The organism is Mesorhizobium sp. M1A.T.Ca.IN.004.03.1.1 (assembly GCF_003997555.1).
Classification (GTDB): domain Bacteria; phylum Pseudomonadota; class Alphaproteobacteria; order Rhizobiales; family Rhizobiaceae; genus Mesorhizobium.
In genome coordinates this window covers 1-265 of sequence record NZ_RZTV01000449.1, presented here as the reverse complement: position 1 = coordinate 265, position 265 = coordinate 1, and the positions used below count along the sequence as shown (strand labels likewise).

The 265-nt window shown below is 64.5% G+C and carries 1 protein-coding gene; it reads left to right on the top strand.

Translation table 11 applies throughout. The features are described from left to right. Nucleotides 1–265 (top strand): hypothetical protein (locus EOD29_RS32380; protein ID WP_206520566.1); only part of this gene is annotated, 265 nt, incomplete at both ends.

The following is a 265-nucleotide window of genomic DNA, read 5'->3' as shown; positions in this document are numbered from 1 at the left end:
CTTCCGCGGTGTCACGGAGTGGACACCCGCCGAATTCGCCCGGCGCGCCGCATACGGGGACGAGATGCGAGAAGTAGAATACCGCAAGCACGTGGTCTGCCACGAGACCCTTGCGCTCAAGGATCGCCGTAAGCAGATCGAACGCGGTCCGGAGGCGACTGCCGCCCGCGCACAATTGACCCGCATCGAAAACGAGGCGGAGCTTGCGCGGCTGCGGTTGGTGCGTAACGAGCTGCTCACGATCGAGGGGCTGGCTCATACCAAC